Origin of the sequence: Shewanella sp. SM95 (assembly GCF_025653595.1) — a bacterium.
GTDB classification, from domain to species: Bacteria; Pseudomonadota; Gammaproteobacteria; order Enterobacterales; family Shewanellaceae; genus Shewanella; species Shewanella oncorhynchi.
In genome coordinates, this window is record NZ_JAKKSE010000003.1 from 151,051 (window position 1) to 177,161 (window position 26,111).

The 26,111-nt window shown below is 46.5% G+C and carries 19 protein-coding genes and 1 pseudogene; 17 read left to right on the forward strand and 3 right to left on the reverse strand.

The genetic code is table 11. The annotated features are described in order from the left end of the window. Positions 1-2: 2 nt before the first annotated feature. The 7 genes from L5M29_RS05970 (at position 3) to purF (ending at position 9,777) form a co-directional block, all read left to right on the forward strand. Positions 3-1,019 carry an aspartate-semialdehyde dehydrogenase gene (locus L5M29_RS05970; protein ID WP_263166723.1) on the forward strand — a complete coding sequence of 339 codons (1,017 nt, stop codon included), beginning with the start codon at positions 3-5 and terminating at the stop codon, positions 1,017-1,019. Between the two features lie 177 nt (positions 1,020-1,196). Then, positions 1,197-4,631 (forward strand): FimV/HubP family polar landmark protein, encoded by a 3,435-nt coding sequence (locus tag L5M29_RS05975; RefSeq protein WP_263166726.1) that lies wholly within the window; start codon positions 1,197-1,199, stop codon positions 4,629-4,631. 102 nt (positions 4,632-4,733) lie between these two features. After that, a complete protein-coding gene (truA, locus tag L5M29_RS05980; RefSeq protein ID WP_263166728.1) occupies positions 4,734-5,519 on the forward strand; it encodes a tRNA pseudouridine(38-40) synthase TruA in 786 nt (261 codons plus the stop codon). Positions 5,520-5,563: 44 nt separating this feature from the next. After that, positions 5,564-6,835, forward strand: coding sequence for a bifunctional tetrahydrofolate synthase/dihydrofolate synthase (gene folC, locus L5M29_RS05985; RefSeq protein ID WP_263166731.1), 1,272 nt, complete (start codon positions 5,564-5,566; stop codon positions 6,833-6,835). Beyond that, the gene (locus L5M29_RS05990) at positions 6,828-7,601 is read left to right on the forward strand and encodes an SPOR domain-containing protein (protein ID WP_263166733.1); all 774 of its coding nucleotides are present in this window, start codon (positions 6,828-6,830) and stop codon (positions 7,599-7,601) included. Before folC ends, L5M29_RS05990 begins: the two co-directional genes overlap by 8 nt. A 115-nt stretch (positions 7,602-7,716) precedes the next feature. Beyond that, complete coding sequence (locus L5M29_RS05995; protein WP_028761030.1) at positions 7,717-8,205, forward strand: CvpA family protein; 489 nt, start codon at positions 7,717-7,719, stop codon at positions 8,203-8,205. A 57-nt stretch (positions 8,206-8,262) separates the two neighbouring features. Then, positions 8,263-9,777 carry an amidophosphoribosyltransferase gene (gene purF, locus L5M29_RS06000; RefSeq protein WP_028761029.1) on the forward strand — a complete coding sequence of 505 codons (1,515 nt, stop codon included), beginning with the start codon at positions 8,263-8,265 and terminating at the stop codon, positions 9,775-9,777. A gap of 127 nt (positions 9,778-9,904) precedes the next feature. Here purF and L5M29_RS06005 read toward each other — a convergent pair whose 3' ends face one another. Together L5M29_RS06005 and L5M29_RS06010 are read right to left on the reverse strand one after the other, a co-directional pair. Next, entirely contained in the window at positions 9,905-11,383 is a 1,479-nt protein-coding gene (locus L5M29_RS06005; protein WP_105252099.1) for an alanine/glycine:cation symporter family protein, read from the reverse strand. Between the two features lie 267 nt (positions 11,384-11,650). After that, complete coding sequence (locus L5M29_RS06010) at positions 11,651-11,938, reverse strand: hypothetical protein (protein ID WP_263166736.1); 288 nt, start codon at positions 11,936-11,938, stop codon at positions 11,651-11,653. A gap of 166 nt (positions 11,939-12,104) precedes the next feature. On the opposite strand from L5M29_RS06010, the gene L5M29_RS06015 reads away from it, so the two are divergent. Continuing rightward, positions 12,105-14,204 (forward strand): DNA topoisomerase III, encoded by a 2,100-nt coding sequence (locus tag L5M29_RS06015; RefSeq protein ID WP_263166737.1) that lies wholly within the window; start codon positions 12,105-12,107, stop codon positions 14,202-14,204. A gap of 213 nt (positions 14,205-14,417) precedes the next feature. On the opposite strand, the gene L5M29_RS06020 is transcribed toward L5M29_RS06015, so the two are convergent. Continuing rightward, the gene (locus L5M29_RS06020) at positions 14,418-15,707 is read right to left on the reverse strand and encodes an alpha/beta hydrolase (RefSeq protein WP_263166740.1); all 1,290 of its coding nucleotides are present in this window, start codon (positions 15,705-15,707) and stop codon (positions 14,418-14,420) included. 254 nt (positions 15,708-15,961) lie between these two features. On the opposite strand from L5M29_RS06020, the gene L5M29_RS06025 reads away from it, so the two are divergent. The 9 genes and pseudogenes from L5M29_RS06025 to L5M29_RS23785 form a co-directional block, all read left to right on the forward strand. Further along, positions 15,962-16,606 (forward strand): MBL fold metallo-hydrolase, encoded by a 645-nt coding sequence (locus L5M29_RS06025; protein WP_263166743.1) that lies wholly within the window; start codon positions 15,962-15,964, stop codon positions 16,604-16,606. Between the two features lie 145 nt (positions 16,607-16,751). Further along, on the forward strand, positions 16,752-18,491 hold the full coding sequence (locus L5M29_RS06030) for a methyl-accepting chemotaxis protein (protein ID WP_028761018.1): 1,740 nt from the start codon (positions 16,752-16,754) through the stop codon (positions 18,489-18,491). A 322-nt stretch (positions 18,492-18,813) separates the two neighbouring features. Continuing rightward, entirely contained in the window at positions 18,814-19,830 is a 1,017-nt protein-coding gene (locus tag L5M29_RS06035; RefSeq protein WP_168824222.1) for an XdhC family protein, read from the forward strand. Beyond that, complete coding sequence (locus L5M29_RS06040; RefSeq protein ID WP_263166745.1) at positions 19,830-20,612, forward strand: nucleotidyltransferase family protein; 783 nt, start codon at positions 19,830-19,832, stop codon at positions 20,610-20,612. The genes L5M29_RS06035 and L5M29_RS06040 overlap by 1 nt, the downstream gene beginning before the upstream one ends. A gap of 3 nt (positions 20,613-20,615) precedes the next feature. Next, positions 20,616-21,119: a (2Fe-2S)-binding protein gene (locus L5M29_RS06045; protein WP_113940726.1), complete on the forward strand. Its 504-nt coding sequence runs from the start codon at positions 20,616-20,618 to the stop codon at positions 21,117-21,119. A 1-nt stretch (position 21,120) separates the two neighbouring features. Next, the gene (locus L5M29_RS06050; RefSeq protein WP_263166748.1) at positions 21,121-23,367 is read left to right on the forward strand and encodes a xanthine dehydrogenase family protein molybdopterin-binding subunit; all 2,247 of its coding nucleotides are present in this window, start codon (positions 21,121-21,123) and stop codon (positions 23,365-23,367) included. 260 nt (positions 23,368-23,627) lie between these two features. After that, positions 23,628-24,119 carry a DUF1097 domain-containing protein gene (locus L5M29_RS06055; RefSeq protein ID WP_028761013.1) on the forward strand — a complete coding sequence of 164 codons (492 nt, stop codon included), beginning with the start codon at positions 23,628-23,630 and terminating at the stop codon, positions 24,117-24,119. Positions 24,120-24,223: 104 nt separating this feature from the next. Then, positions 24,224-25,675, forward strand: a complete 1,452-nt coding sequence (locus L5M29_RS06060; protein ID WP_105252107.1) for a methyl-accepting chemotaxis protein — start codon at positions 24,224-24,226, stop codon at positions 25,673-25,675. Positions 25,676-25,916: 241 nt separating this feature from the next. Continuing rightward, positions 25,917-26,049, forward strand: a pseudogene (locus L5M29_RS23785) (IS982 family transposase); the annotation flags it as partial. Between the last annotated feature and the right edge of the window lie 62 nt (positions 26,050-26,111).

Genomic DNA, 26,111 nt, shown 5'->3' on the forward strand with positions numbered 1-26,111 from the left:
CTATGTCACAGGAATTTAATGTTGTCGTTTTAGGTGCATCGGGCGCAGTGGGTCAAACTATGATAGAGATCCTCGAAGAGCGTAATTTCCCGGTTGCCAATTTGTACCCTTTAGCCAGTAGCCGCAGCGCCGGTGAAACGGTCAGCTTTCATGGCAAACAAATTACCATTCTCGACGTAGAAACCTTCGATTGGACCCAAGCTCAAATTGGTTTCTTCTCTGCAGGTGGTGATGTTTCCGCCAAATGGGCACCGATTGCCGCTGAAGCAGGCTGTGTTGTGATTGATAACACCTCTCACTTTAGATACGACATCGATATTCCTTTGGTTGTACCTGAAGTGAATCCGCATGCTATCGCTGATTTCCGCAATCGCAATATCATTGCTAACCCAAATTGCTCAACCATTCAAATGCTGGTGGCACTTAAGCCTATTTATGATGCCTATGGTATCAGCCGCATTAATGTGGCAACGTACCAGTCAGTATCGGGCACAGGTAAAAAAGCCATTGAAGAATTAGCGCATCAGTGCACTAAATTACTGCAAGGTTTACCTGCTGACGCTGAAGTCTATCCAAAACAAATTGCTTTTAACGTATTGCCACAAATCGATAAATTTATGGATAACGGCTATACCAAAGAAGAAATGAAAATGGTCTGGGAAACCCAGAAGATTTTCGGTGACGATGAGATTTTAGTGAATGCGACTGCCGTACGTGTGCCTGTGTTTTATGGTCACTCAGAAGCCATTAATATCGAAACTCGTCAGCCTGTTGATGCCGAAGACGTTAAAGCTTTACTGCGTAATGCCGAAGGAGTGGTATTGTTTGAATCCGATAATGATTATCCAACAGCAGTGACAGATGCCGCAGGAACCGATCCGGTTTATGTGGGTCGCATTCGTAAGGATATTTCTCATTCTCACGGGATTAACTTGTGGGTCGTGTCAGACAATATTCGTAAAGGCGCAGCCTTGAACAGTGTGCAAATTGCCGAGATCTTAGTGAGAGATTATTACTAAGCATTAGATTGCATTTGATGCCCATTGAAAAGCCTGCTGTCAGCAGGCTTTTTTTGTTTTACAATTGTGAACAGTAGCAGGGCGGGGATTTCTGGTTTATAGTAATCTCAATAAATACAATTGCCTAAAGCCTGTTATCAGTGAGATAACTTTATAGCGCTTCAAAGGGAAGGATTGATGAAATTTCGCACTTCGTATCTTGTGGGTCTAATGGCCACTGTTTTAGCTGTTTCTTCTACCGCTTATTTTATTGATCCCGCCGTTGCTGCAGATACACCAAGATTAAAACCCTTAAAAATCATGGGGCCAGACGGACAGATCCGTCAAGTTAACCATCAATATGGTCCAACAACATCGAAAGACACTTTTTGGAGCATAGCGCAAAAAGTCCGTCCTGATGCCAGTGTTAGCGTCTATCAGGTGATGGCCGCCTTATACGATGCTAACCCTCATGCGTTTAACTCTGCCAGTTATAACAGTTTAGAACGCGGTATGATCCTGCTCATTCCGTCTAAAGAAGTCATGCTGTCGATCCCCAATCGTATGGCGATAGCCAGAGCAGAGCAAAGTGATAGACAATCTCGGGCTCCGGCGAAAGCAACGTCTAAACCGCCAGCTAAGGTGACGACAGCTAAAGCGCCAGTCACGGCTCCTGCGGTGATTGTTGAAACGAAAGTGACACCACCTAAAGCGGTTGCTGAAACACCTGTTCCAGAAAAGCCCAAGATGCTGAGTTCAGATGTGACGGCGCGGTTAGAAGCGGCAGAAAGCAAAAATCTGTCATTAACCGATGAATTAGCCCGCACGCAAGATCAACTGTCAGTTCGCACTTCAGATGTTGAAGCGCTAAAAGTTAAAGTTGAAGAATTAAATCAACGGATTGCTGTGCTGGAAGAAACACTTCAAGCCAGTAAACTACAAAACCAAGCCTTGAAAGCCGAAGTTGAAGCTGCGCAAGTGCCAGAGACGACAGCTGTTGAAGCTGAAGTAGAGGCAGAGGCACCGATTGAGCCCGATGACTTGTGGCGCAATATCCTTAATAGTCCTGTGTTATTGATTGCCGCGGCTGTGATCCCTGCCTTGTTCTTACTGCTTGCTGTGTTCTGGTTCCTGCGCCGTAAACGCAATAAAGAACGTCGTGAAATGCAGACACAAGAAGCGGTTATGGCCGCCGGTGCCGCTGGGATTGCGGGTACCGCCATCATGGACATGGATGATGACGATTTAGACGATATGGCGGTACATTTAGATTCTGACCATGCGGACTCCATCGATAGTCTTCTTGATATGGGCAGTGTCGATTTACAACCTGAGCAAGATTTGACTGACTCCCACGATCAGATGGATATCGCGTCAGAGATGTTTGTCGATCCCGGTACGACTGCCGAACCTGAGGTTGAAGACGAAGGGCAATCTCTTGATGACCTGTGGGCCGAAGCCATGGGCGATCAGGAGGATGAAATTCCTGAGGAGAAACCTAAATCTGGCAATATTCTTGAGGAAGCCGATCTTGATGCACTATTAGCGGGCCTAGGTTCTGACGACAGCACTTCTGAAGATAGCACCGAAGCCGAAGAGGATTTAAGTGAATTAGAGCGTAACTTTGCGAGCGATTTAGCTCAAGAAGATGACAGTAATGATGTTACTTCTGAGCTGAATGATGTTGAAGTCGCAGACACTACACCTGCCGATGAAGCCATCGCGGATGACGATGATCTTGATGCATTACTTGCCGAGTTTAGTGTTCCTGCAGAAGATACTGAGATTGCACAAGCGCCTGCACCAGACGTTGTTGCGTCTGATGATGAAGATCTCAGTGCTGCCATCGCGGCAGAACTCGGTGATGAGCTAGATGATGAACTTAGCGGAGAAGACGTTGATGATATCGATGCCTTATTAGCTGATTTCGATAAACCAACGCCAGCCGCTGAACCTGAAGTCGAGCCTGATCTTGGCGCTGAAATTGCTGCTGAACTAGATGCGGAGCTTAATGAACTGGGTGTAGAAGACACCGATGACATCGATGCCCTGTTAGCCGATTTCGATAAACCAGCAGAACCTGAAGTTGAACCTGATCTCGGCGCTGAAATTGCCGCTGAATTAGACACTGAGCTTAATGAACTGGGCGTAGAAGATACCGAGGACATTGATGCCCTGTTAGCCGATTTCGATAAACCAGCAGAACCTGAAGTTGAACCCGACCTCGGCGCTGAAATTGCCGCAGAGCTAGACGCTGAGCTTAATGAACTGGGCGTAGAAGATACTGACGACATTGATGCCCTGTTAGCGGATTTTGATAAACCGACGTCAGCGGTTGAACCTGAAATCGAGCCCGATATTCGTGCTGAAATTGCCGCTGAGTTAGACGATGAGCTTAATGAATTAGGCGTAGAAGAATCCGATGATATTGATTTACTACTGGCGAGTTTTGATGCTGAGCCTGAACTCAAAGTCGATACAGAAGATGATGATATCAGTGCAGAAATTGCCGCAGAATTAGAAGCTTCGTTACCGGAAGACATAAAAGGTGAAGCGTCAGGTGATGATTTAGATGCACTCTTAGCTGAGTTTGATGTGCCGGAGCAATTGGATGCCGATGAAGATGAATTCGACTTCGATATGGAAACGGCGCAGCTCGATTCAGAAGACAATTCAGTTGACGAAGATAATTTACTTAAAGGCATTGGTGCGGCTCACTCTATCGACGGCACCGATGATACTTTTACATTAGTCGAGGAACTGAGTGACGATAACGACGCTGATGTATTAGCGACGGCCGCAGTCACTTTGGCCGCTGCTGCAGCCGCGGCCAGTGTTAAAGAAAAAGAATCTTCTTTCTTTAATGATTTAAAAGCCAATAAGAGCAAAGATCCCCATGTGCTCGATTGGGACTCAGAGCTAGATTTTGCGCCTAAGGCTAAGCCTGCGGCAACGCAAGCAGATGTAACGGCTAATGATGTTGAGCCTAACAAAGATGCCACAGCGCTGGATTATGCTTCTCAAGAGAAGCCCATTAAGGCTACGCGTAACGATATTGATTTTAGTGAAGATTTTAAACTTGATATCAAAGAAGACGCGGATGATTTGGACCTTGAGCAAGGGCTAGACTTAAGTGACGATAACGTGCTCGCCGCTTTTACAGCCAATACAGATTATGACGATGAAGATGTGTTGACGTCGGAAGACAGTTTCTCTCTGGTCGATGATCATAATCTTACCGTCGATGAAGCTTTGGCTGCACTCGATGCTCAAGAGTCGCGAAAAGCGCAGAAAAAGTTTGTTCCCGACCATGATTTAACCAGTTTTCAAAATGAAAACGGTTTTATCGACATCGACAAGTTGCTGAATGATGCCGATGAAGAGGGCGCAGATACCGATTTGTATTCGGAAGTTGACGTTGAGATGAGTGATGTCGGTGCCTTAATCGGTGATGCCGCGATGATCGACGTTGATGATGAAGAAAACTCAGTCAACGCTAAGCTGGATTTAGCGCGTGCTTATATCGAAATTGACGACAGCGACAGTGCCAAAGCTCTGCTCAAAGAAGTGCAAATTGACGGTAACGAGCGCCAGCAAGATGAAGCTGGACGTTTGCTCAAAGAGATTAGTTAATCCCGGTTGAGAGTGTTTCAATCTAACGGCGCCTTCAGCGCCGTTTTTTTTATGGGCTGCTGTGATAAAATGCGCCGCTAAATCAATTGTGAGGATAAGTGGATGCGGATTGCATTAGGTATTGAATATGACGGTAATGGTTATTTTGGCTGGCAACGTCAGGCCGAAGTCGATTCAGTACAAGGGCAATTAGAACGGGCGTTATCGATAGTGGCCAATGAGCCTATCGGCGTCTTCTGCGCTGGCCGTACCGATGCGGGCGTGCATGCCACAGGCCAAGTGGTCCATTTTGAAACCAATGCTATTCGTAATGAAGGCGCATGGACCTTAGGGGTGAATGCTAATTTGCCCGACAATATTGCCGTTCGTTGGGTCAAAGAAGTCGACGACAGTTTCCATGCGCGCTTTTCGGCCACCGCCAGACGCTACCGCTATGTGATTTATAATCACACTTTTCGCCCTGGGATTTTACGCCATGGTGTAAGCCATTATCACGGCAATATCGATGCTGACAAAATGCACCAAGCGGCACAGGCACTCTTGGGTGAGCAGGATTTTACCAGCTTTCGCGCTGTCCAGTGTCAGTCGAAAACACCGTTTCGTAATGTGCATTGCGTTAATGTCACGCGCCAAGGTATGTATGTGATTGTTGATATCGCCGCGAATGCTTTCTTGCATCACATGGTGCGCAATATTGTCGGTTCATTGTTAGAAATCGGTCTAGGCAATCAGCCACTGACTTGGATGGGCGATTTGCTTGCGTTAAAAGACCGAAACCAAGCCGCAGCAACGGCTAAACCCCATGGACTCTATTTAGTTGATGTGACTTATCCAGAACAATATCAATTACCTAAGCTCACCCTTGGGCCATTATTCATGTTGGATTGAAAAGATCTTATTTGAGAGATAATCGAATACGAGGATATACGGACATGCTTACAGTACCAGCGTCAAATACAGAATTGGAACCGTGGTTGGATTATTTGCTATCTATACATCCAACCGAAATCGATATGGGGTTAACCCGTGTCTCTAAGGTCGCGCAAACCCTTGGTCTTTTGGATTTAGGTACAACCAAGATAGTGACAGTGGCGGGGACGAACGGCAAAGGTACCACCTGCGCCATGCTCGAAAATATTCTGCGCTTATCGGGTTTGACGGTTGGCGTATACAGTTCGCCACACATGCTGAAGTACAACGAGCGAGTGCGTATCAATGGTAGCGATGTCAGTGATAGCGGTTTTGTTACGGCATTTGAGCAAATTGAAGCCGCGCGCGGCGATATTTCTCTGACCTTTTTTGAGTACGCTACGCTCGCAGGCTTGATACTCTTTAAAACCGCTCAGCTTGATGTGGTTATCTTAGAAGTCGGTTTAGGTGGACGGTTAGATGCTACCAATATTATCGATGCCGACATTAGCGTACTGACGTCGGTCGATTTAGACCATGAAAGTTATCTCGGTAATACCCGTGAGCTTGTGGGCCGTGAAAAGGCGGGCATTTTCCGCCGTGGTAAACCTGCCATTGTAGGTGAACCCAACTTGCCACACACTGTCAATGATGTCGCCAATGAGGTTGGCGCCATCTTGTATCGCGTCGGTAACGAATTCAGTTATCAAGTCCATGGCAATCAGTGGGATTTTCAAGGTCAAGTGCTCAAACTGCACGATTTAGCGTTACCAACTTTGCCATTACCTAATGCGGTGACTGTATTGGCAGTGATTGAACAGGGCTGGCCGGATATCACGACTTCAATTATTGCTGAGGGTATTAGCACTGCTCGGTTAACGGGTCGATTAGAGCGGGTGAGTGAGCAGCCGTTAGTGCTACTCGATGTGGCGCATAATCCCCATGCGGCGCGGTTTTTGGTACAACAATTAGCACCAATCGTTGTGGGTAAGCGCGTGTTCGCCCTTTGCGGTATGTTGAAGGATAAAGATATCGCAGGTGTGTTGCCTGTGATCAATCCACTGATCGACACTTGGTATTTGGTCAGTCTGCACGGTGAGCGTGGCGCGAGTTCGGCCATGCTACGCAAAACATTAGCCACTGAGGCTGCTGCATTTGAGTTTGAGGACATATCTGAGGCTTGGTCTGCATTAAAAGCGCAAATTAACCCAGATGATGTGGTAATTGTGTTTGGCTCCTTTTACACTGTGGCAGGTTTTAAGTCTCAATTTATGCAGGAAGTCAGTTTTGTCTAGCCAGTTTCATAATCGTTTAGTCGGCACTGTGGTGCTGGTTGCGCTTGGGGTAATTTTTTTGCCGGATATTTTGGATGGCAAAAAAGATCGCCAAGAAGAGCAGTTTTCCGAAATTCCTTTGCGCCCGACCGTGATTGAGCAGCAAAAAGCCGACGATGATATGTTTGAAGTCTTGTCGGCCGAGGATGCTGCCGCGCTGAATGGGACTGAGGTCGCCTTAGCCGAAATGCCAGTTAATGCTGACAATGAAAAGTCTGCCGTTGCGCCAGTAATCGAAGTCGCAAAGCAAGATGTTAAGAAAGACGTTAAGCCTGATGTTAAAAAAGCAGAACCTAAGCCTGAAACGAAACCTGAAGCTAAAAAAGAGCCGCCTAAAGCCACTGTAAAAACTGAGCCGGCTAAAAAAGCGGACGCTAAAGCGACCACTGTGGCTAAGGCTGAAAAGCCGAAAGCAGAAACGCCTAAAGCCAGTGCTGCCAAAGAGGATGCCGTTAAAGTGGTCAGCCGTGACAGCTTGAAAAGTGGCTTTACCTTGCAGCTTGGCAGTTTTAACAACGCAACGAATGTTAAAGCTTTGGTTGCACAGCTGCGTAAGAGTGGTTTTAAAGCGTACACTATTCCTGAAAACCCTAAAGATGGCGTATTAACTAAAGTGTTTGTCGGACCAGATGTGTCAGAGGCAAAGCTTAAGAAAATACAAGTTGAGGTGGAAAACCTTACGCGTCTTAAGGGCTGGATTGTTCCTTTTAATCCCTTAGAATCTTAATGGTGATATAAGATCAGCGACTGAAAATGATTTATTTACCTCTCTAGGGGTGAGAATCGTTTCAGTCTCTGGTAGAATCGCGCCGTCTTAAAGCCCATGTCGGAAAGCCATCTCAATGGTTTGGATTGATTACGCTATCATATTCGTCATCGGATTATCGACTCTCATCAGTCTGATCCGTGGATTTGCCAAAGAAGCCATGTCCTTAGTGGTATGGTTTGCGGCTTTCTTTGTTGCCAGCCAATTTTACCAAGATCTTGCCGTTCACTTAACACAAATGAACGATGAGATGCTGCGTAATGGCGTTTCTATTGCCATCCTCTTTATTACCACTTTGGTACTCGGTGCCTTAGTTAACTATATTCTCGGACAACTTGTTGTCAAAACCGGATTATCTGGCACTGACAGGCTTTTGGGCTTGTGCTTCGGTGCTATTCGAGGCGCGCTTATTGTGAGCGCCTTGTTGTTTTTCATGGATGCTTTTACAGGCTCTCCCAACTCCCAATGGTGGAAAGATTCTGTGCTAGTGCCCGAATTTGGCGTTGTTATCCAATGGTTTTTTGACTATTTGGAAAACACCTCCAGCTTTGTACCCAAACTATAAGAAAGAAAATAAAATAATCCTAAGTGATAGAACATCTTACAATGAGGAAGCTTACCCATGTGTGGTATCGTCGGAATAGTTGGCCAATCATCGGTTAATCAGACCATTTATGATGCACTGACAGTGTTGCAGCACAGAGGTCAGGATGCGGCAGGTATTGTGACCATTGATCGTGGTGCTTTCAGACTACGTAAAGCCAATGGTTTGGTTAAAGACGTTTTTGAAGTCAAACATATGCAACGCCTACAAGGTAATGCGGGTATTGGCCATGTGCGTTATCCAACTGCGGGCAGTTCAAGCGCATCTGAAGCGCAGCCTTTCTATGTTAACTCGCCATTTGGGATCTCATTAGCCCATAACGGTAACTTAACCAACACAGTCGAATTAGCCGAAGGGCTGATCAAAAAACGTCGTCATGTGAACACCACTTCGGATTCTGAAGTCTTGTTAAACCTATTGGCCGACGAACTGCAAAAAACCACGAGTTTGACCCTGACGTCGGAAGAAGTGTTCGATGCGGTCGCTAACGTACACCAACAAGCTCGTGGCGCCTACGCGGTTGTTGCCATGATTATTGGTCAAGGCTTAGTTGCATTCCGTGACCCATTTGGTATTCGTCCTTTAGTATTAGGTAAGCACGAAACCGCCACTGGCACTGAATACATGGTGGCTTCTGAAAGCGTGGCACTCGATGCCGTTGGCTTTGAAGTGATGCGTGATGTGGCACCGGGTGAAGCGATTTATGTTTCAATTGACGGCCAGCTGTATACCCGTCAATGTGCAGCCGAGCCTAGCTATGCACCTTGTATCTTCGAATTCGTCTATTTTGCCCGTCCAGATTCGACGATCGACAAAGTGTCTGTATATGCAAGTCGCGTCAACATGGGCGCTAAGCTTGGCGAGAAGATTAAGAAGGAATGGTACGATCACGATATCGACGTGGTTATTCCTATTCCTGAAACCTCTTGCGATATCGCGCTGGAAATTGCCCGTTGCATGGATTTACCGTACCGCCAAGGTTTTGTGAAAAACCGTTATATTGGCCGTACCTTTATCATGCCTGGTCAACAGGAGCGTAAGAAGTCAGTGCGTCGTAAGTTGAATGCGATTAACACTGAGTTCAAAGGCAAAAATGTCCTGTTGGTGGACGACTCTATCGTTCGCGGTACGACCTCTGAGCAAATCATCGAAATGGCCCGTGAAGCCGGTGCCAAGAAAGTGTACTTTGCCTCTGCCGCACCGGAAATTCGTTTCCCGAACGTGTACGGTATTGACATGCCAACGTCGAATGAGCTTATTGCCCACGGTCGTGATGCCGATGAAATCGCCAAGTTAATTGGTGCTGATGGCATTATTTTCCAAGACTTACCCGATTTAATTGAAGCGGTAAGAATGGAAAATCCTGCGATTAAACGTTTCGAAACGTCTGTATTTGATGGTCACTACATCACGAACGACGTTGACCAAGCGTATTTAGATCACTTGACGCAACTGCGAAATGACGATGCCAAAGCCGATCGAAATAAAGATATTGGCACTAACTTAGAGCTGCATAACGTCTGTCACCCATAAGGATTGTGGGTAATTCAGTATCGTAAAGTTTGTGTCCTTTTTGTTCTAAACGATACAAAAAAAGCCAGTGAGAAATCACTGGCTTTTTAATGGTTTATATTTGCTTAACGGATCATAGTGGTAACGTCTACGTATTTATGCGTTGCGCTGTTTCAGTCATTACATTTTCTTCAGCGTGCTTACGTTCAACCCAGTAATCCGCATTTTTAATACCCAGTTTTACCGGATCAAAAAGTGGCTCAATGCCAAGTGCCTGCTGTGATTCATAATCTTTAAGGCAAGTGAATGCGGTTTTCCTTAATAGAATAATGGCAATAATATTGAGCCATGCCATCAGTCCGACACCAATGTCACCCATTCCCCAAGCCATATCAGCCGTTTTAACTGTGCCGTATACGGTTGAGCCAATGATCACGACTTTGAGAACGACCATGAACCAAGGATGATTTACTTTACGGTTAATATAGGCAATGTTGGTCTCGGCAATGTAGTAATAAGCTACTATGGTCGTAAAGGCGAAGAAGAACAGTGCGATAGCCACAAAGATATTGCCAAATCCTGGCATCATACTTTCCATTGCCGTTTGTACGTAGCCAGGTCCTGCAGCGACTCCGGCAATGCCAGTATAGAGCGCCGCACCGTCTGGGCCCTGAACATTATACAGTCCTGTAATGAGCAGCATGAAACCTGTTGCAGAGCAAACGAATAAGGTGTCGATATACACAGAAAAAGCTTGAACTAACCCTTGTTTGGCAGGATGGCTTACCGCCGCTGCAGATGAGGCATGTGGCGCTGTACCTTGACCCGCTTCGTTGGAGTAAATACCCCGCTTTACCCCCCACATGATGGCTAAGCCTAAAATGGCACCAAAACCCGCATCAAAGCCAAAGGCACTTTTGATAATTAACCATAAAATACCCGGTAGCTGGCCAATATTTAGCGCTATGATGACACAAGCCACTATGATGTAACCCAGTGCCATAAAGGGGACGACGGCACTGGCAAAGTGAGCGATACGTTTTACACCGCCAAAAATGATAAAACCAAGAAGCATAGCCAGTATGGCTGCAGTCACATTAGGATCTATGTTGAAAGCGGTTTTTAAACTTGAACCAATCGAGTTAGCTTGTACGCCTGGCAGCAGGATCCCGCAGGCAAATATGGTCGCAATTGCAAATACCCATGCATACCATTTCATGCCTAAGCCTTTTTCAATATAAAAAGCAGGCCCACCACGATACTCGCCATTGATTTTTTCTTTATAGACTTGACCTAAGGTCGATTCAACGAAGGCGGAGCTGGCACCGAGAAAGGCAACCATCCACATCCAAAATAAAGCGCCAGGACCACCAAAGGTGATTGCTGTGGCAACCCCTGCAATGTTACCTGTACCGACTCGGCCCGCTAATGTCATTGCGAGTGCTTGAAAAGACGACACCCCCGCATCAGTACTCTTACCATCAAACATCAGGCGGATCATTTCTGGCAGATGGCGCAGCTGTAAAAATCGAGTGCGAAGGGAGAAATAGAGCCCGACACCTAGGCAAAGAAAAATAAGTGCAGGGCTCCAAATTACACTATTGATCGCGTTGACAATCTCATTCATAGACTCCGATTCCTTTATTGTGTTGTTTTAGCAGAGTTTTTAGGTTTACGGTTATTCAACTGATGTTGAGTTAGGACATTCACTTTTGATTAAGACATTTTTTGTAAATATCCAAGATACTCAACATAACTATTTTTTAGGGAGCTTCATAGTTAAAGTGTTAAATATTTGAAACCAATGTGTTTTGAAATTGAGTTTTAGCACGGATAAATAGAGCGGAGGGGCGAGTTAACTCGAAATACGGTAGTGATTTATTATGAATGTCAGTTATCCCATTACCCAAAGTAGCATCCACACGCCGAATAAGCTGCTTAAGCTATGGCGCGTGATTTGGTGGCTGAGTAATAGAGATACACTCACAGCAATAGGAATGACGAGAATGAATCCCCATGCTAACGGCATATCGATGATTTTCATTTGTCCCAGCCAGGTACTGGTGAGCATGCTTATTGCGAGTAACATTAAGCTATGGAATATCAATAACTGATTGAATCTTAATATTAATGCTGGAGTTATTGTCATAGCCTGTCGCGCATTTATTGCAAACTGTTTCATAGTCACTCCTTAGTCATTTAGTGTATCTTATGCCTTGTTGAGAATCATTCGCAATTGAATTTACACTTAAGCTTTTACATTTAAGCTCGGTTTACTACAGAAATTTGCACTCAACTGGCGTTTGGGCTAAATTATACTGTAATTATATCCAGTGCTTGGTGTTTGTATGATTCTCTATATCGCAGAAAAACCTAGCCTAGGGCGGGCCATTGCCGATGTATTGCCTAAACCCCATAAAAAAGGCGATGGATTTATCGAAGCCGCCAATGGCGATTGTGTGTCTTGGTGCGTTGGCCACTTGCTCGAGCAAGCAGAACCTGATGCCTATAATCCCGAATTTAAGTCTTGGAAATTCGAGCATTTGCCAATAGTGCCAGACAAGTGGCAACTAAAACCTAAGGCTGCGACCCGCAGCCAACTCACAGTGCTAAAACGATTAGTCAAACAAGCTAACACGCTGGTTAACGCGGGCGATCCCGACCGCGAAGGGCAGTTACTCGTGGATGAAGTGATTGCCTATCTTGGCGTGACGGGGGACAAGCTACATCAAACCCAGCGTTTACTGATCAGTGACTTAAACCCACAAGCTGTAAAACGGGCTCTAACGCAGCTACGCAGCAATCGCGAGTTTATTCCTTTATCCACATCGGCCTTAGCCCGCAGTCGTGCCGATTGGCTCTATGGCATGAATATGACGCGTGCGTACACCATCCAAGGTAAAAAGGTCGGTTATCAAGGCGTGTTATCCGTCGGCCGAGTACAAACGCCATTGCTTGGGCTAGTGGTGCGCCGTGATGAAGAGATTGCTCACTTTCAATCTAAACCTTTTTATGAAGTACTGGCGCATTTGGCGACCGAGAAGCAAGAAACCTTCAGCGCCAAGTGGCAACCTAGCGAAGCTTGTCAGCCTTATATGGATGAAGAAGGACGAGTGTTAGTGAGAGGGTTAGCGCAAAATGTGGTGAGTCGCATCAGTGATAAACCCGCTTTAGTCACTCAATTAGTGGCTAAGGACAAGAAACAGAATCCACCATTGCCCTACAGCTTATCCGCGTTGCAAATTGATGCGGCGAAACGGTTTGGTATGAGTGCTAAGGATGTGCTCGATACCTGCCAAAGTTTGTATGAACGTCATAAACTCATTACTTACCCACGCTCCGACAGTCGTTATTTACCCGTTGAGCAACATAATCTTGCGCCTTCGGTACTTAAGGCGATAAGTGACGGTGCTACTGAGTTATTGCAAGGTGCTGATGTACCCGATCCCCGTCTTAAATCTAAAGCATGGGATGATAAAAAAGTGGACGCCCATCACGCAATCGTCCCCACTGAGAAGACGGCTAACTTATCTAGCTTGAGTCAGCGTGAGAGGCAGTTATATCTTCATGTTGCTCGCCAGTACTTAGCACAGTTTTATCCGGCTTATTGTTACAGTGAAACCACAGTGCAAGTGACAATCGAGGGTGGCTTATTTAATACCAAGGCGCGTCAGGATAAATCCCTCGGCTGGAAGCAACTCTTTGCCCGCCAAGAGCCAAATGGCAGTAAGGCGAGTGGCAACAAGTCGACGGAAGAAAGCACAGGTAAGGACGATGAGGAGAATGACGAGTTTATCGGCCAATTACCGCCTTTGAAATTGGGACAGGCTTTGCATTGTACTCGAGGCGAATTGTTGGAGAAAAATACTCAACCACCAAAGGCCTTTACCGATGCCACTTTACTCGGTGCTATGACGGGTATTAGCCGTTATGTGACCGATCCTGAGATCCGTAAAATTCTTAAAGAAACCGACGGATTAGGTACAGAGGCTACCCGTGCAGGTATTATCGAATTGCTGTTCAAACGCGGTTTTTTACAACGCTTAGGTAAATCTATTGTCTCGACAGACGTGGGGAAAGGATTGATTAACAGCTTGCCCGCGAGTGCGACTACGCCGGATATGACAGCGCTTTGGGAAGCGAGCTTGAACGGCATTTGCCATAAAGAAACCTCTTATCAAGCCTTTATGCAACCACTGCTCGGCACCTTATCCACGCTTATCCAGAATGCAGGCGCACAACTGCCAACCGCGCTTAATGGTTTACAAGGCCAAGGTTATCGTAAAACGGCAAGTAATAAATCTGGTTATCGTAAGTCGCCTTACCGCAAAGCCTCGAGTTCGGCAAAACGGGCAGGCACTACAAGTACAGCTAAAAGCAGTGTTAAGAAGTCAGTGGCTAGTACTGGCGCAAGGAGTCAAACACGCAAAGTGGCTACAGAGGTTTAATCGTCACGAGTGCGTTGTGATTCTGTTGTAGGGGGATATTCGACCTTAAGCTATAACACTTTCATAGCACTGAATTTGGGCAAAAAAAAAAGAGTAAACCAAAACGGTTTACTCATACGGAAATGGGTCGTTAAAGCTTGCCAAAATCACTAAATTGATGAGGAGCAGGCATATAATCTCAGCATTAACTTAATTAGCCCTTAAAGCTCATATTTATCTTAGGGTGTCGCCTCGGTTTAAGCTGATGAGTTTATCCAGTATGCGTTCTCCATCCATGCGGATGCCGTTATGTTCATATTCTGATGTTAACCAATACTTTAGCCTGCCAACTTGTTTTGTGGTTTCTAAACTGTATTGCATCTCTACAAACATATCTTCACTGTAAATGGCCGCTGCAACGGGGACTCGGTTTTGTGCCAGTTGCTCTAGATTGTAAAGTGTTGGCCAATCTGATTTATGGGCAAGGATTTCTGCCACGGCTTTAAGCGGCACTAAGTGACTAAATTGGTCAAACATCCATGGGTATATCATCTCACCTGTGAATAAAAACGGTTTACCTTGTTGATAGTTAAAGGCGGGGAATTGCTGTCTAACCCTGTGTGCCGACCATTGTGAAGCCGAGTGTTGACAGTAGATGGCTTCATGCAACAGGGCAAAAATCGGGTTAGTGTTGTAATCGAGCATTTGACCGAAATGATTTAAAAATAACGGGTTAACGACTGTCCCTGAAGCCGTGTTGATCAAGGCTTGCTCAAGCAAATAATAAACCGATTCAGGCCCTTGCTCCATTCCGATATTAATACCCAGCAACTGCAGCATTTCAACCGTGAGGCGTTCACCCGTTGCCAAATACACTTCATTTTCAAGCAAATGTTTTGCTAAGCGAGTGACGAGATGTTGAGCATCGTGGAAGCGTTGGAAAAATTGTTTATTCTTCGCCAGTACGCGTTGATAAGTCGCAAGATAGACGTCGTCGCTGCTACGGGTTAATGATGGTATGCCACCCGTGATATAGGCTTCGCTGACGCCTTGAGGGGCGGTGCTTAAATAATGTAACACGCAAAATCCCCCGAAACTTTGGCCGAGAATTGCCCACTTATCGGCGGGACAAAGCTGGGCACGAATCGTTTCGGCATCACGAATGATATTGTCAGCCCTGAAATGGCTTAGGTAATCCGCTTGAGCTGCGGGATCTAAGTGTTGCAGGCTTTGGTAATTAATCGGTGTTGATAAGCCTGTACCACGTTGATCGAGTAATAACACTCGATATTCTTTTAATGCGCGGCGGATCCAGCCGCTGTTGCTGGCGGGACGCATGGCCGCAAATCCAGGGCCGCCTTGAAAAAATACGATATAAGGTAGTTTTTTATCTTTGTTTTCTGGGCTACAGAGTTCTCTGGCAAACACTTGGATTTGCTCTGCAATTGGATTTTGATAGTTGAGGGGCAAGGTAAAAGTGTGTTTTTTCGCCAGCACTCCGGCGAGAATAATATCGGGTTTCATCAAACAACCTTAATGCAGAGGAACATGTTATTGTGATTGGCAGATTGTATACCCAAATAAGCTGAAGATGCAGCAACCTAGGCTATCTGAAACGCGTATCTTCAGCTAACTTGGGTATAGACAAAATAGTTTATGTCGTAAGCTAGGATTATTTGATTAGCTTTTGGTGAAGATCAATTTTTTGGATATAAATTTGAGCCATGATGAGTTTCTTAGCGTAATCTATCGCTTATGGATAACACGAGATTGAAGCTATGAAGTATCAGATTATTCCAGTGACACCTTTTCAGCAAAATTGCAGCTTGATCTGGTGTGAAAAAACCAAGCGTGCGGCAGTCGTGGATCCCGGTGGGAATATTGATAGGATCCAAAACGAAGTGACGAAACTTGGACTCGTCCTCGAAAAAATCCTCCTTACCCATGGGCATATCGATCATGTCGGTGGTGCAAAAGCCTTAGCGAAAGCCGCCAATGTGCCGATTATTGGCCCGCATATTGCCGATAAATTCTGGATTGATAACTTACCTAAGCAAAGCCAAAATTTTGGTTTTCCCCATTGCGATGCCTTTGAGCCGGATCAATATCTGCAGGATGGCGATATTGTTAAAGTGGGCGAGCAAAGTTTATCTGTGCTGCATTGCCCTGGGCATACGCCGGGACACATTGCACTTTTCTCTGCCCAATCTAAGTTGGCGTGGGTGGGGGATATTTTGTTTCGAAGTTCTATCGGCCGCACCGATTTCCCCCAATCAAATCATCAGGATTTAATTCACTCGATCACCGAAAAACTGTGGCCCTTAGGCGCCGAGGTTGAATTCATTCCTGGGCATGGTCCTATGTCGACTTTTGGTGAAGAGCGCGAGCATAACCCCTTTGTCGCGGACCAACTTTTACTGTAATTGAGACGCCATTCAGCATTGCTTGATTTGTGAGCGATAATCACTCGCAAATCAAATGATTATTTCAGCTAATAAACCAACCTTTTTTATGTTTTCTGTTTTTCCTTCTAGACTTAAAGCAGTTCTTCCGTCTACTGGGGTAAGTATGAAAACAAAAACAATGATGAGCGTGGTCTTTTCGACCATAGTCGCGAGTGCTGTGATTTCTGCGGTATTGAGCTTCAATGTTAAGTCTAAAATCGATCTCTTTAATGATGCGGCTAGCGTGCGATATCAGTCCTATCAAGTTGCCGATGAGTTAAGACAAAGTTCCGATGACCTAACGCGTCTCGCTCGAACTTACGCTGTTACGGGTGATGAAAAATACGAAAAAATGTATATGGATATTTTGGCTATCCGTAATGGTGAGAAGTCTAGACCTGAAAAATATCACCAGATTTACTGGGATTTGGTGCTGAGCTATGGCGATAAGCCAAAACCCGACGGTGCTAGCATTGCGATAAACACGCAAATGAAGTCCCTCGGTTTTTCTGATGAAGAATTCCGTTACCTTGAACAAGCTCAGCAAAACTCAGATGCGTTAGTCGCCCTCGAAGTGAAAGCCATGAATGCCGTTAAAGGTATTTTTATGGACCCCAACACCCAAACCTACACGATCAAAGGTGAGCCTAACTTAACCATGGCGAGGGAGTTATTACATAGCGACCAATACCACAGAGAAAAAGCTAAGATCATGCAGCCGATTGATGAGTTTTTTACAGCATTGGATAAACGTACCGATGGTGATGTGAATAACCGACTCGACTCCCTGCATGCGGCATTAAACTGGTCCCAACTGGTGTTATTTATCGTGATTTTAGCCGCCGTTGGCGGATTTATTATCGTTAAGAGCAGGATTGTGACTCCCTTAGTGCAGACTTGTGTTGAATTGCTCGATATTCAGCGTTCTAAAAATCTTGCGCGACGGATCTCTGTTACGACTCAGGGGGAAATTGGCGAAATCGTTAATCAAATCAACTTGTTTATCTCTTCCCTTGCCAGTTCATTATCGACGACGGATGGCATTGCAAAAGAGGTGGCTGATTTAGCTAAGCAAACTAAAGCATCAATTCAAATTTCGCGTGAAAGCTCAAATCGGGTGGCGAGAGAACTGGATGCCAGCGCCAGTGCGATGGAAGAAATGACCACGACCTTAGTGCATGTGAGTGAGAGCACTTCGAATGCTGAAAGCCGCGCCGCCGAAAATGAAACGCATGTCACTGTAGGTAAACAGACAGTATCGGAAGCGTTGAAAGCCATGTCGGTATTAGAAACTGAGTTTAGGAATACTCAGGACTCTATGTCACACCTAGTGAACGAAAGTACCCAAGTCAGCAATGTGTTGAGTGTGATTAAGGCGATTGCTGAGCAGACGAATTTGCTGGCACTGAATGCCGCGATTGAAGCCGCACGGGCCGGTGAGCAAGGACGAGGCTTCGCTGTGGTAGCTGATGAGGTTCGATCATTAGCCCAGCGCACTCAAGATTCCACCAAGGAAATCGATGATATTGTCGCAAGCCTTCAAAGCCGTACGAATCAAGTGGGTACATCTGTGACTCAAGCGGCGACGCTAATGCAAAAGGCAGGGGTAGAACTGCAACGTATCGTGGCAGTATTTGAGGATATTCGTCACAGTACGGAAGCGATTCATGGGATCAATACTCAGGTTGCCGCTTCAACCGAAGAACAATCCTTGGTTTCTAAAGAAATCGCTTCGAGCATGATGGTGATCCGCGATAATTCCCGTGAAGTATCACAGATTATCGAACAGATTGAATCGACATCCATTAGTCTAGACAACCAATCCCAGATACTGCGCACTAAGGCGGGCGAATACCAGTTTTAGATAAATGTGATTGATTTGCGAACAAACGCCACTCAAGACATGGACGTCTATTCTTCCTCTTTAGCTTCCCCTGAACATATTTTATGCTTCAACACTTTTTGAAATCTATTACTCCTTTCAATACGCACACGCCTTTGCTAACTTGGTTGTCCATATGTTTAATGCGAGCGTTTGACGAAGCGGTTTTATTTGCTGATAAAACTTGCGTCAAGCTTTGATGACAAATAGACGTCGATAGCTGCGTTATTAACGGCTGATAGTTTCAATAGCTATAAGCGCATTAAATTTTTTAAATCTCCCTAACCCAATGGAGTCCTTGCGGATGGATCACCAAATCGAAGATTTACTAGAGCATTGGCTACCACTGGCGGATGACGCTTGGGTACTTGCGGTGATCACCCAAATTCAAGGTTCGGCTTATCGTAAACCCGGTGCCATGATGTTGTTCCATGAGTTTGGTCAAGGTGTGGGTATGTTAAGTGGCGGCTGTTTAGAAGCCGATTTACGTCGCCATGCTCAAAATGCCATGCAGACTAAGCAAGTCATGTGCGTCACCTATGATGCAAGCGATGAGTCCGATGCCAGCTATCGACTCGGTTGTGGTGGCATAGTAGATATCATGTTGATCCCTCTGCTAAAAGAGAATCATGATCTTGGCTTAGTTGAGCTAGTGCAGGCATTTCGTCACGGTCGGTCGGGGTTTTACCAATTGCCTTTAGTCAAAGCGGGGACTGATGCGCGCCAGTATCACGCTGCGTTTTATTCTGAGGAGTTGACGCCGTTCCCCGCCAGCGATTTTGTACGCACGGGCGTCTTCACTCAAGACGCGGGAGAATCACTGATTATTCCCTTGAGACCAAGATTCCATCTTGGGATCTTTGGTGGTGGTATCGATGCTAAGCCTGTTGCCGCCATGGCCCACACTTTAGGTTGGCAAGTGACTGTTTTCGATGGTCGTACCGCCTATGCCAGAGCGGCGGATTTCCCCCATGCCCATATAGTGAAACTGACCGCGGGGGAATTAACCGCGAATCATATCGCTCAATTGGATTGCGCCGTGGTGATGAACCATAACTTGGGCTTAGATGCTGCGGCATTAAAGGTCATTCAAGCGCATCCGCTAGCCTATATCGCCTTGCTTGGTCCTGCCCATCGACGGGATAAAGTGCTTGGAATGGCAGGGCTCAGTGCTGAATCTTTTACTGGGGTATTTTCTGCTCCCGCGGGGCTTGCCCTTGGCGGCGAGTTACCGAGTGCCGTGGCCTTAAGTATTTTGGCCCAGTGTCACGGCGTGCTCCATGGCGCAACCTTAAAACATCTCGATGAGATAATGCGTTGATGACGTTGCCGCCAGTGCAAAAGTCCACTGCGCTAACGTCGACACTGCCCGGTTCGAGACAGCCCAGTTCAGCAGTGCTAAAGTCGGCAGCGCAGGCGCCATGCTCATCCAAACGGTTGTTGATTGTGGTACTCGCGGCAGGTGGGAGTAAGCGCTTTGATGGGGTTAAGTTAGCGCAACTTCTACCATCACATAGTGCTACGGAAATTCGCGAACAAACCATCATTAACACTCATGTTGAGCGTTTACAGCAGCTTAGTTGCCAAGATTTAGGTGTGGATCGCCAAGACATTCATTCGCTCCAGCATACGCCTTTGTTAATCATACTCGGTGCTCATCAGCACATATTGCAGCCATTATTAGTCGAGCTTCATTCCCGCCAACCCTTTGATATTTTAGTTAATCCACAGTGGCAAACAGGCTTGGCATCCTCAGTGAGTTTGGCGGCAAGCTATGCCAAGGAGCAGGGCTTTGATGCCATGCTGCTGACATTGGCAGACCAAGTGGCCTTGAGTGCAGACGATTATCGACAACTGATTTTGACATGGCATGAAACCGGTAAAGACGTTGCCGCCCATTATTTGGATGATTTAGGTGTACCTGCTATTTTTAATGCCTCTACATTACCGCAGTTCACTCACTTGAGTGGTGATCGCGGGGCGAAATCTATTTTAAAACAACAAGCACAGCAGGGAGCGTTAGTCGCTATAACACTACCCCGCGCCGCAATTGATATTGATACCCAAGCCGATCTTGCGTCGTGGTTGGCACTTAAGGAGTGAGTTATGGCAGAAGTATTATCAACCACTGCAGTTATCAAGGAAGCCAGTACCGCCGCTTCCACCCAAACACTTTTCATCAACGGTAAATCATTTACCTTAGATGCCGATCCTAAGATGCCAATCCTGTGGGCGTTACGGGATATTTTAGGGCTCACGGGCACTAAATATGGTTGTGGTGCAGGGTTATGCGGTGCTTGCACTGTGCATTTAGACGGCCATCCCGTACGCGCCTGTTTAACCAGTTTGGGGCAGGCACAGGGAAAACGTCTGACAACAATTGAAGGGCTGGATAATCAAAAGCTTAAAAATGCATGGGCCGAACATAACGTGCCCCAGTGCGGCTATTGCCAAGCGGGACAATTGATGTCGGCTGCGGCGTTAGTGGCGCAGCATCCGAAACCTTCTGAAGCACAAATCAACTCGGCCATGTCGGGGAATATCTGCCGCTGCGGCACATATCCGCGGATTAAAGCGGCACTGCAAAACTATGCCAAACAGGAGGGCTAATATGAGTACTTTTACTGCCGTAGAAAATATCAGCCGCCGCGACGTGCTAAAACTGTTTGGCGCAGTAGGGGGCGGATTAGCATTAGGGGCGAGCGGACTAACATGGAGCCCCATGGCGCTGGCGCAGGATAAAGAAGCGCGGCTGAATCTGTTTATTGCCATTGGTGAAGACGACAAAGTGTATCTCACTTGCCATCGCTCCGAGATGGGACAGGGGATCAGAACCGGCATTCTGCAAGTCTTAGCCGAAGAGTTAGAAGCGGATTGGGATAAAATCGTCCCTATTCAAGGTTTAGCTGATAAACGTTATGCCAGCCAAAACACCGACGGTAGCCGCAGTATTCGTGAAAATTACGACCGCATGCGCCAGATGGGGGCGATGGCAAGAACCATGCTAGAGCAGGCTGCCGCCGCACGTTGGAAAGTTCCCGTGAGCGAGGTGCATACCGCCGACCATAAAGTGTTGCATGCTAAATCGGGCCGCTCGGCCAAGTTCGGCGAGTTAGCGTTAGCCGCATCTGAGCAACCCGTACCTGCCGTTGAGTCGTTAACCTTTAAAGAGGTTAAAGATTTCAAGCAGATTGGCGCATCACGCCAAATCGTTGATATGGATGCCATGTTAAGCGGCAGCGCGATTTATGGTTACGATATCAAACTCGAGGGCATGCTCTACGCCAGCATCATGCGCCCGCCCGTGCTTGGGAGCGATGTGGCAAGCTTGGATGATACCGCAGCGCGCAAAGTGGCCGGTGTCGTGGATGTGTATCGTTTGCCCGCCGCTAAGGGCGCTCCCGCGTTTCAGGCTTTGGGCGGCGTTGCTGTTATCGCCACAAACACGTGGAGTGCCCTTGAAGGGCGCAAAGCATTAAAAGTCACTTGGACTCAAGCCGACAACAGTCAGCATGATTCAAGCCTTTATTTGAAAGAGTTGGTCGAGCGGGTACAGCAAAGCGGTAATGTTGTGCGCCAAGTTGGTGATGAAATCAAAAACTGGCCCGAAGCGAATACGTTAAAGGCGGTTTATACCGTGCCTTATTTAATCCATTCCTCTATTGAGCCGCCCGTTGCTACTGCCCATGTGACTGAAAAGGGCTGTGAAATCTGGGCATCGACCCAAACGCCGCAAAGTACACAGCAAAATGTGGCCGCTGCGCTGGGTATGGAAGAAGATGCGATTAAAGTGAATGTCACCCTATTGGGTGGTGGTTTTGGGCGTAAATCTAAACCTGATTTTAGCGTTGAAGCCGCGCTGTTATCGAAGCAATTCAAGCGTCCAATTAAGGTGAGTTGGAGCCGCGAAGATGAAATTCAAAACGGTTATTACCATGCTATCAGCGCCCAGTCCTATCAGGCACTGTTTGATGCCAGCAACAAACCGACCGCGCTTTTAGCCCGTACGGGATTCCCATCGATCAGTTCAACCTTTGCCGAAGGGGTGGAATATCCCTCTGGCGGTGAGTTGGATTTAGGCTTTGTGGATGTGCCCTTTGCTTTGCCGAATTTAAGATACGAAGCGGTAAAAGCGCAGGCGCATAGCCGTATTGGTTGGATGCGTTCTGTGTGTAACATTCAGCACGGTTTTAGTGTCGGCAGTTTTGTCGATGAAATGGCTCATCGTTCTCAGGTTTCTTGCCCTGCAATGTGGCGTAGCCTGTTAGGTGAAGCAAGGCGTGAGACCTTTACCGACCAACAGTTTAAATATGGCAACTATGGCGAAGATCTTGATCGTCATCCCGTGGACGTCAGTCGCTATTTTGGGGTAATCGACGCGGTCGAAAAAGCCCAAGCTAAAGCGCCCAAGGCGGGTAAAAATCAGGGCTGGGGTTTTGCTGTACACCGCAGTTTTGTGAGTTATGTCGCTGTGGCTATGTTGGTGGAAGTGAGTGAGGATAAACAGCTTAAAGTGCTTAATGCCATCGCAGCCATAGATGCGGGCACGATAGTTAACCCTGATAGGGTAAAAGCACAGACAGAAGGTGCGATTGTATTTGGCCTGAGTTTAGCCTTGATGGGTGAAATCACTTACAAAGAGGGTAAAGTGCAGCAATCGAATTTCCACGATTATCCTTTGCTGCGACTTCCCCAAACCCCTGATATGGAGATCATCATTATTGCATCCGATGCGCCGCCCGCAGGCGTGGGTGAGCCGGGTGTGCCGCCCGTTGCCCCGAGTTTAACCAATGCGATTTTTGCGGCGACGGGGCAGAGGATCCGCGATCTTCCCGTGAATAAACTATTGCGAGTGTAGGGCACTGCAGAAGGGTTAACTGAAAGCTGTTTGAACAAAAAAGCGCCTAATAAGCGCTTTTTTCGTTTTTTTACCACAAAAAATTTGCTTGTTAGCGATTTTACGGGCATTAATGCCGAAAATTAGCAATAGATCAGGTTTTTGTTACCAAAATAGAGGTAATTTAACCAATATGTTTACCCAAGCTACCTCAAAATACACATTTTAGAGCGCCCAAGGGTATTAAACTTCCGTGAATAGAATTACTAAAGGGGTCATCCATGGAAAATCGTTGGCAAGTCGCTATTTCTGCCGGCCTATTGGCGGCTATTTGGTGTGGCGTCGCAGATGCTTTTCATCTGGTCACTTGGATCGGCTTTTTAGGTTGTAGCACTTTTTTTGCTCAACCTAAGGCTGGCTTTCAGGGCGTGATGATGGCGTGGTGCACAAACCTGTCCGGTGTATTTTGGGCTTGGCTCATTATCTCGGGTAGCAGCTTTTTTATTTCGCCCGTATTTGGGTATATTTTTACCGGCATAGCCACTTCGGCCATGTGTTTACAGGCAAGTTATCAAAAGCTTAGCTTTATTCCCGGCGCATTTATTGGCTGTTGCACTACCTTTGCTATGGCGGGTGATGTGGCCAATGTCGTGCCGTCGTTGATCATTGGTGGCTTATTAGGTTTTAGCATGAGCTTGTTAACGGGGCAGTTGGTTACTCTGACACAAAAGTGGTCTGCCGCCACACGTAACCAAGTTGCTAGCGCGGATTAGCATAATACCTGCTCAGATCTTATGACTGACATAGTTGTCGTGGCGATCTGAGCTATACTGCTGATTTAGTGCCAAATAGCATTTTGTTCTTAGGAATTATCAAGATGAAACAAATCCAGTTTCGTACCATTGATGCCATATTGATCAAGTTCAGTCTCAACGGAAAGTTTTGGGTAGTGTGTTCTATGGTGGCGCTGATCACGGCCGCCGTGGCGCTTGTCAACTATCAACATGCGCACCGTAACCTTGAGCAGGCCTCTATCGCTCGGGTTCAAGCTAGCGTCGATACCCTAGCGCAAGTTGCAACGGCGCAAAAGCTAGAAGCTGACGCCTTATCTCAATTTGCTAGTCAATACGGGTTAACTGTAACTTCAAGGCAAAGTGATGCGCAGCGTCAAGGGGATAAAGTGACGGCCAGCGCCAGTGTGTCAGGCCAAGCCTTACAACTGACGCAGAATGTCCATGAGTGGGAAGCCGATGCGCGTAGCGATGCTAACTTTATGTTCTGGTTAGCATTAGTGGGCTTGTTGCCTTTATTCCAACTGAGTTACTGGATTTCGACTTCACTCGGTGGTGGATTATGGGACATGTACTTAGCCATCAAACGCTTAGCCGATGGTGATTTGAGCTTTAGATTAAACTTCTTTGGTACTGACGATTTCAGTTTGATTGCCCGCGAAATCGATCGCTGCGCCGACAATATGAGTGAAATGGTGTCAGCCATTGGCAAAAATGCACAGACCTTATCATTGGCATCCGATGAATTTAATCAACAGGCGGCCACCAGTGATAAACTGATTGGGTTCCAACATCAATTCCTCGATTCCGTTGCCGTGGCGATGGCGCAGATGACCTCCGCGATTGAAGAAGTCTCTGTTAATGCGAGTAATACTTCGTTGCAAACCAAGGAAAATTCAACCCAAATGTTGGCCAGTCGTGGGCGTATTAGCCATACAGTGGAAAGCATTGGTTTACTCTCAACTAAGATTGGCGCGGCGTTTTCATCGGTGGAACAATTGTCTAAGGATGCGGCGAGTATCGATGCTGTAGTCACAACCATTAACAGTATTTCCCAGCAAACTAATTTATTAGCCTTAAATGCGGCCATTGAAGCGGCCCGTGCCGGTGAGCAAGGTCGTGGCTTTGCTGTGGTAGCCGATGAAGTGCGTACCTTAGCGGGTCGAACTCAACAGGCCACGGTAGAAATTCAGGCCATGATTGAAGGCTTACAATCTGGCACGAGTCGTTTATCTAGCATTACCATGGAGATAGTCGATCAGGCCGATGAAGGTCGCAGTGCGATTATCGCCGTCGGTGATGATGTTCAAGGCATGGCGCAATCGGTCAATGCGGTATTTGATATGAGCAGCCAAATTGCCGCCTCGGCGGAAGAGCAGAGTGTCGCCGCTCGCGACATTGCCGGACAATTGAATGAAATCCGCCATCAGTCGGAAACTATCAAACAAACGGCCCAGCGCAGTGTGACCTTAGCCAATGATCTGCACCATGCATCGGTCGAGTTAGATGGTATTTTAAAGCAGTACCGCACGAGCTAATGTGTTACCTTCAAAGTGGAACGTTCGTATTGGTCGCAGAGGCATAAAGTCCGATACTGAGTCTCACATTGAGTATTAACCTATCATCTGAAAATGGCGGAAATCTTAGATTTCCGCCATTTCATTCTCGATATACCTCAAAAGCTAGATATATATTGCCAGTTGCGCAGCATTAATTGCCATTTTTCTCAGTGACTCACTATCAATTTTTTAAAGAAGTATTCTTGAGCTCATTAGGTGTAGTGTACATGGTTTTATGCTCAATACGATTGCGGGACTCATCGCCTATCAATTGAAAGATAATAAGCCACAATTGAACATCACTAACACGAAGTTTAACGGAGTTTAATGCTATTGCAGTTATGGCTTGTTAAACCGATCTCAGGTTAATTAGGATTTTCGATGTTACATTGTAATCATTGTTGTTAATATTTGT